General features: G+C 31.9%; 6 protein-coding genes. 1 reads left to right on the top strand and 5 read right to left on the bottom strand.

The genetic code is table 11. From position 1 onward, the window contains the following. Positions 1-422: 422 nt before the first annotated feature. From ACYT32_RS10280 to ACYT32_RS10260, 5 genes are all read right to left on the bottom strand, one after another. Entirely contained in the window at positions 423-698 is a 276-nt protein-coding gene (locus ACYT32_RS10280) for a hypothetical protein (RefSeq protein WP_395266019.1), read from the bottom strand. A gap of 99 nt (positions 699-797) precedes the next feature. After that, a complete protein-coding gene (locus ACYT32_RS10275) occupies positions 798-1,325 on the bottom strand; it encodes a hypothetical protein (protein ID WP_395266018.1) in 528 nt (175 codons plus the stop codon). A 61-nt stretch (positions 1,326-1,386) separates the two neighbouring features. Next, positions 1,387-1,971: a recombinase family protein gene (locus ACYT32_RS10270; protein ID WP_461793443.1), complete on the bottom strand. Its 585-nt coding sequence runs from the start codon at positions 1,969-1,971 to the stop codon at positions 1,387-1,389. Positions 1,972-2,076: 105 nt separating this feature from the next. Then, positions 2,077-4,035, bottom strand: a complete 1,959-nt coding sequence (locus ACYT32_RS10265; protein WP_395266016.1) for a hypothetical protein — start codon at positions 4,033-4,035, stop codon at positions 2,077-2,079. Beyond that, positions 4,032-4,826 carry a hypothetical protein gene (locus ACYT32_RS10260; RefSeq protein ID WP_395266015.1) on the bottom strand — a complete coding sequence of 265 codons (795 nt, stop codon included), beginning with the start codon at positions 4,824-4,826 and terminating at the stop codon, positions 4,032-4,034. Before ACYT32_RS10260 ends, ACYT32_RS10265 begins: the two co-directional genes overlap by 4 nt. A 277-nt stretch (positions 4,827-5,103) precedes the next feature. Here ACYT32_RS10260 and ACYT32_RS10255 point away from each other — a divergent pair, with 277 nt between their 5' ends. Next, positions 5,104-6,336 (top strand): tyrosine-type recombinase/integrase, encoded by a 1,233-nt coding sequence (locus ACYT32_RS10255; protein WP_395266013.1) that lies wholly within the window; start codon positions 5,104-5,106, stop codon positions 6,334-6,336. The last annotated feature ends 136 nt before the right edge of the window (positions 6,337-6,472 follow it).

Here is a 6,472-nt window from a genome sequence, read left to right as displayed (position 1 = left end):
TGCTTCATAACCCAATTTTTGACGGTCATCTGAACTCGATACTCTTACATATCCTACTTTGAATTCTTTAGTACTACTCTTACTATCATTGTTATTCTTTAACATAAAAAACACTCCTTCTATTCATTCATTTGCCTACTTTATAAGTAAACGAATATCACAAAGAGTGTCATTTCATTATCTTATATTCAACTATTCAATCATCAGCTGTCTTCTATAAACTTTTGCTTTGATTAGTTGTTTTTGTTTTAACTGATTTACTTTAATTAACTAAGTTCTTTAATAAATAATAACGTCATTTCAAATCGTAATGTTGAATTAATTATCAATTTCACAAAACTTTTTAAATAAAATAAAAACAACGTTCTTCAGCTTTCTTCAGAACGTTGTTTTTTACTAATATAATTATACCCAATTCAATTTTAAACAGCTTCTTCAGAAGATTTCAGCTTGTGAACTACCTTGTCAAATTTATAGTCATTAACAAATACTTCTTCTAAATTACTATCAATACTCGAATCATACTTGCTTTGCCTTAATAGCAACTTAGTATGAACATCACATAAATTTTGACTAACAACACTGTCTTCATTGATATAACTAGATACATTGTTACTATCGTTAAACTCAACTTCTTTTAAATAATAATTAACAAACTCACTGTCCACAACTATGTACAAAACTTTAAAATTAAACATATAAATAACCTCACCAAACTTAATTTATACGTTTAATTTACCATCTTAAATATCGTAACGAGTCAAACTATTATCAGAAAAAAGATAGAACTGACGACTTCACGCATCAGCTCTAACATTTTTCGTTTCAACTTTTTTTGAATTACTTGAATCAGTAGCGATTACTTTAGCATTATCATGAGATTCTTTCTTCATAACAGCGATTATCTCATCTGAAAGCTTAGTTAAATCGGTTAGTTTCATAGCAATTTTAGTATCTAAATCGTTCAACTTAGCATTATCTTTATTACTATCTTCAACAAATTTAATAGTAGTAAGAACATCTAAATGACGCTTAAACTCATTCATTTTAAGAAAGAATTTATCATCTACCGCGAACCACTTATTGCCAGCCTCAGTTTTGATAATACTAATACCCGCGATTTTGTCTTGCTTTACACGAGTTGAGATACCCTGTAAAAGTCCATAACGCCACTCATTTTTATCATTTTTAAGATACTTTTCAGCTACCTTATCCCTTTTTAGTTGCTCCCACAATTCATCAAAGGTAAGCCCATTTTCATTCACCTTTCGATTTAAAATCTTGGGTATACGTTCAATTAATACTGATGTTGCAGATGTCTTCATCTCTAACACACTCCTTATATTTATTGATTACTAATATTAGTGTGTTAGTTGTAACTCTGTGCTAGTTTGTCTTCAAGTCTTCATCTTTGTATAAAGCTAAATATCGATAAACCGTCTTCCTACTGATACCATAACTCAAAGCTAAATCAGTAACAGACTCAGCCTCTTTACGTTTAATTAACTGTTGAATTTGATAATCAGATAACTTTCTAGGTCTCCCTTCTTTAAAATTGGGATTATGTTCTCTTTGATATTTCTTACCCGCTTGAGTTCTATCAACTATCCGTTGCCGTTCCATTTCGGCAATCGCTGAGAATATTGTAAATATCATATTGCCTATTTCATCATTCTCAACCTTACCCACGTCGCCAAATATCATTACAACACCCTTTATTCGCATTTGTTTCATAATATTTAAGCTATCTGCTGTATTACGTGCTAATCTGTCCAATTTATAAATATAAACTTCATCATTTTCATTAACTTTACTAAGTAACTCAGTTAACTTAGCCCTATCATCTTTTGATTTACCTGACCGTTTCTCAGCTAAAATGTGGTCTTCATTTACGCCCATTGATTTTGCCCATTCAATTTGGACGATGGGGTCTTGTTCAAATGTACTTACACGACAATATGCCCATTTCATATAAATCACCTCATCTACTTTTGACACTATGTTTGTAAACATGCTAACTCTGCATTCTTACGTTGCAAGTCTTCATGTTACTTATCTTTTAAGTTTCTATACACATTAAATGTCATCCAAGCTAGTTATCTTCTTAACTCCACTGCCATCATCAGGTGGTGTAGTGTTATTTTGATACTTGCTTGCTGTTAAATACGTGTTATTAAAGTTCTTCTTAACATCACTAGTTTCAACATAATTAGTTCTAACTTTGTAATAACTGTTATTCATCTTATGTAGTAATGTATTGGTTGTTGGTTTCAAATCAGGTGCGCTAACAAAGAACAACCCCTGTCGAGACTCCTCATCATTCTTCATTGCATTAGCAAGTTCTTGAGTATTGTCAATGCTATTTGCAACATTACTTGGGGCATAACCAACGAACTTAGTACCCAATGCGTCAAACACTTTTCCCATAGCATTCTTGGCGAAATTTTGGGTTATTACTATTAGAGTAGCGCCCCTCGAAATATGCTCTTGGGCAATCTTAATACACAGTCTTTCTATCTCATTACTTAACTTAACCTTCTTACCCTCTAGCTCAATATACTGGGATTCAGCACTGCCCAACAAATTAGCATACTCATCCATAATTATTAGTATCTTTCCCATTGTGCTGTCTGAATGTTTAGCATTGTATTGCTTGATATTAGTAACTCCATTTTTGATAAATTGTTGTTTACGAGCAGTACAAATATCATCAACTTTTACTAGCATTTCGTATGCATCCATTGCGTTACCCGCAATGTACATACCCTGTTTCTGCCAACCCAAAGCCGAGTAATCCTCGTCTTTTACAGTTCCAATGAAGACATCTCTGTAAGACTTTTGACCATCTTCCTCATGCAAACTCAATAATGATGTAGTTAACATAGTATTTAAAGCTGATTTACCAGAACGAGATAGTCCTCCTACAAGAATCGCAGGAAAATCAATATGGGGTAACTGTAAAGATACATTACCAAAATCTCCCTCACCTAGATTAATTACTGATTCATCAGCATTTTTAACGATAGTATCAACAGACATCTTTTTACCAATATAGTTATTATTAAGCTGGAACACTAAATTGATAGACCCTTTATCCGCTAATTCTTCGGTAGAAACTGCAACCCGAACCTTTTTGCTAATTAAAGATAATGACTGTTTTACTTGTTTAATAGTAGTATCTTCATTCAAAATACATCTTACTACTAGCGCGTTTCCCGTTTCTTTAATACCAGATTTGTTTAAATTCCATAAGGACAAACCAAAATTATTACCTTTCTTATCAATAAACCTTACAATTTCCCTAGCTTTTTTAGATTTAACAAGATTATTTATCTTGTCATTATATTCTTCTTGTTGTCTTGCTATACGTTCAAACTGTTGATTTTCTTTATATTCTTTAATTGATTGCCAGTCATTACCTAAATCATTTTCAATTAAACGATTAACATACGCATCCTCGTTCTCATCAATTAAGTAAGTTATATCGATAAAAATATAGTTTGTGTCCGCAATTGGTAATAAATGATTACTCTTGCAATAGTCTTCATTTAAATAGCTAGAAACAAAATATCCATCGTAACTGCTAACAAAAGTCATTTTTAATGATATGAATTTGCCCTGTAAATTCATAAGCGCTGTCTTATCATCATGAAAACTAGCGCGTGTGTTCATTTCAATATCACTAATTGTTGCAAAGACACTATTTATTAAATAAAAGATAGTCATTTTATTATCAGTAGAATCATTGTTATCAAGGTAATTCACTAGTTCTTTGACCCATTGAATGTCAAAGAGTCTTAGGACAAACGGTAACAATAGTAGTTGAATCAACATTCCCATAAACTTAAATTTAAACCATAATATTAGCTCAATTATTAGTACCACTGCTAAAGTAATTACTAACCTCAGATTACTTATACTTCTGCCTTTTTGAAAGTTAACTAATCGTCTTTTCATACTAAAATAAATTATTGCAAAATCAGTAATAGCGTGATTAATTACTGATTTTAAAATATCTTCATAATCAAAATTCATTGTTGGTCACCCCTCTTATTGTCAGGGAACAACGATGGCAAATGCTGTTTTTTCAACAATTTGGACTTCTCATATTCAGCAATAATATCATCGTATAATTCAGTATCATCGTAAGATTTTAACTTGCTTAGAACAGTTTCAAACTGTTGTTTGTCCCCCTCATCAATGGCAAAAATTCCCTTTGTCGAAACAAGATAACTATTTAAATACTTAGCATTTTGACGTTGCTTTATAGTAATAACTAGAATGTTATTGTCCTTAATAATGTCCATTAGTTCGTTAAAGCAGTACTCCTTTTCGTTAGAATTGACAACAATAACTGGACAGTATCCTTTTAATAAAGCTTGATTAACCTTACCCTTTGTATCTTCTTGTCCCCAAAAAATAATTCTTATACGTAACAAATTCTTGGAAACACTGTCAAATTTATAGGCTAGATAAGTCGATACAGACATTTGTTTATCAATTTCTACTGATGTAGTTAACAAGTTCATTTGTCGCAAATACCACATGACATATCCGATGTTCATACCATCCAAAACCCTATCTATATCCAATTTAGTACCACTTTTAAAAAATATCCTTGGCGCCCTTCCTGCAGTTATCCCGCTTAGAAATTGGCTACTTATTAAGTTGCTACTAACCAATGCTTGAGTTTTATTATTAGCATTTACGGCCAATATATCCGTAACAGTCTTTACTGTGGCTCCACCTAGTTGGGATAACAGTTTAATTATTTCATCGTTGCTAATAGCACGATGTTGGTCATTACCATATTGATATTTCATCATGACCACCTCCATATTTAATGTTTCAGGGGGTGTCGTGCAATCAATTTCAGCGTTAATCAATGTTTTCAAGCAGACAAATTAAACTTTTCTAATTGATAGAAACAAATTGCTAACACGCTCTGAACATATATATAGCAACGTTTCAACAACTTATTCGTTTCACTAAATTAGGTTTTGATTCCTGAAATCAGTAAAAAAAGATAACAACTGCTGGTCATTACGAATTTTAATCGCTATTGTGTAGTCATGTTTATATAACACTGAGGAGAAGTTTTAAATGGCAAGTAAAAGAGCTATCAAGGGAATCAATATTTCCCTAAATAAGAGACAAAATAAAAAAAGCTGGTACGTAAGTTACTATTTCAAAGACGAGTTTGGCAATACCATGAAAAAAGCACGTACTAAAACCTTTGGAAAAAACACTAACACGACAACCATCGATGATGCCTTTATCAAAGCTTATGACTGGATAATTAAAACTCAAGAAAGTATTGACAAAGGCAAATCTCTAAATGGAAATATGACTTTAAATGACTACATAACAAACTATTGGGAAAAAAGTCGAGTTGATACTGCAACTTACATAAGATATTCAAGACAGCTTAGAAAAAAAGAATTCAATGAATTAAAGAAAATGCGTATTTCTGCAATCAATTTAAATATACTGAGAAAATTCTTTGACAGTCTAGCTAGTAAAAAACTTAAAAATGGTGAATATCCTTCTGAATCGATGTTAGATAATTATAAGAAACCTCTCTCGAATGTACTCAACAGTGCTGTTGAAGACCAAATTATTTCAGAAAATACATGTCGTTCGATAAAGACATATAAATTTATTAAAGACCCGAAGAAAAGTAGAAAAAATAGCATGAGAAAACCCTTTTCAAAAAAAGATTTACAAATAATACTAGAAAGTGCAGAAGAAAAAGACATACAACAATTCAATTTTATAAAAATTATGGCTTCAACGGGGCTTAGAACAGGAGAAATGGGAGCATTAGACATTAAATCCAGTTTCGATTTAGATAATAATAAGTTAATTGTCGATAAAGTTATTACCGAATCTAGAGAAAAAAGTGCTGTAATACGCCCCTATACAAAAACTGGCGTCAACAGGGTCGTTTGTATCAACGATGAAACAAAAAAGACGATAGAAAATCAAATTAAACTTAAAATGGAAGAACTCTCTAACCTAATGTCAGAAGATGAAATCAAGGATGCTGATAATCTCTTACTATTCAGCAGTCATTATCAATACCCCAATCGACCCCTTCAAGTAAAAAAATTAGGTGAAAAGTTCACTAAGTTAATAAAGGATTTAGATGTTCACCAATATAGTTTATATTCATTAAGACATTCTTACGCAACGTTACACCTTGATGCGGGCGGCAGCGCGGACGCTATTGCACAACAGATGGGACATAACATGATGACTTTTTACCAATATTATGTTGGCGATTTAGAGAGCTCTAAAAGAGAGGTTGGAAACACCAATATCCTAGATTTCTAATATCATTTTTGAAATGATATTATCATCCCCCCTATCATTGCCCATACAAGTTCCGCTCAAATAAAAAAAGAACGCTGTGATATCAACGATATCAAGCGTTCTTTTATTTTGTGCATTTTTAAAAATATGCACTAAG

The sequence above is a fragment of the Companilactobacillus sp. FL22-3 genome, assembly GCF_054881455.1.
The sequence above is the reverse complement of the archived record's forward strand: the minus strand, read 5'-3'. Positions and strand labels throughout refer to the sequence as shown.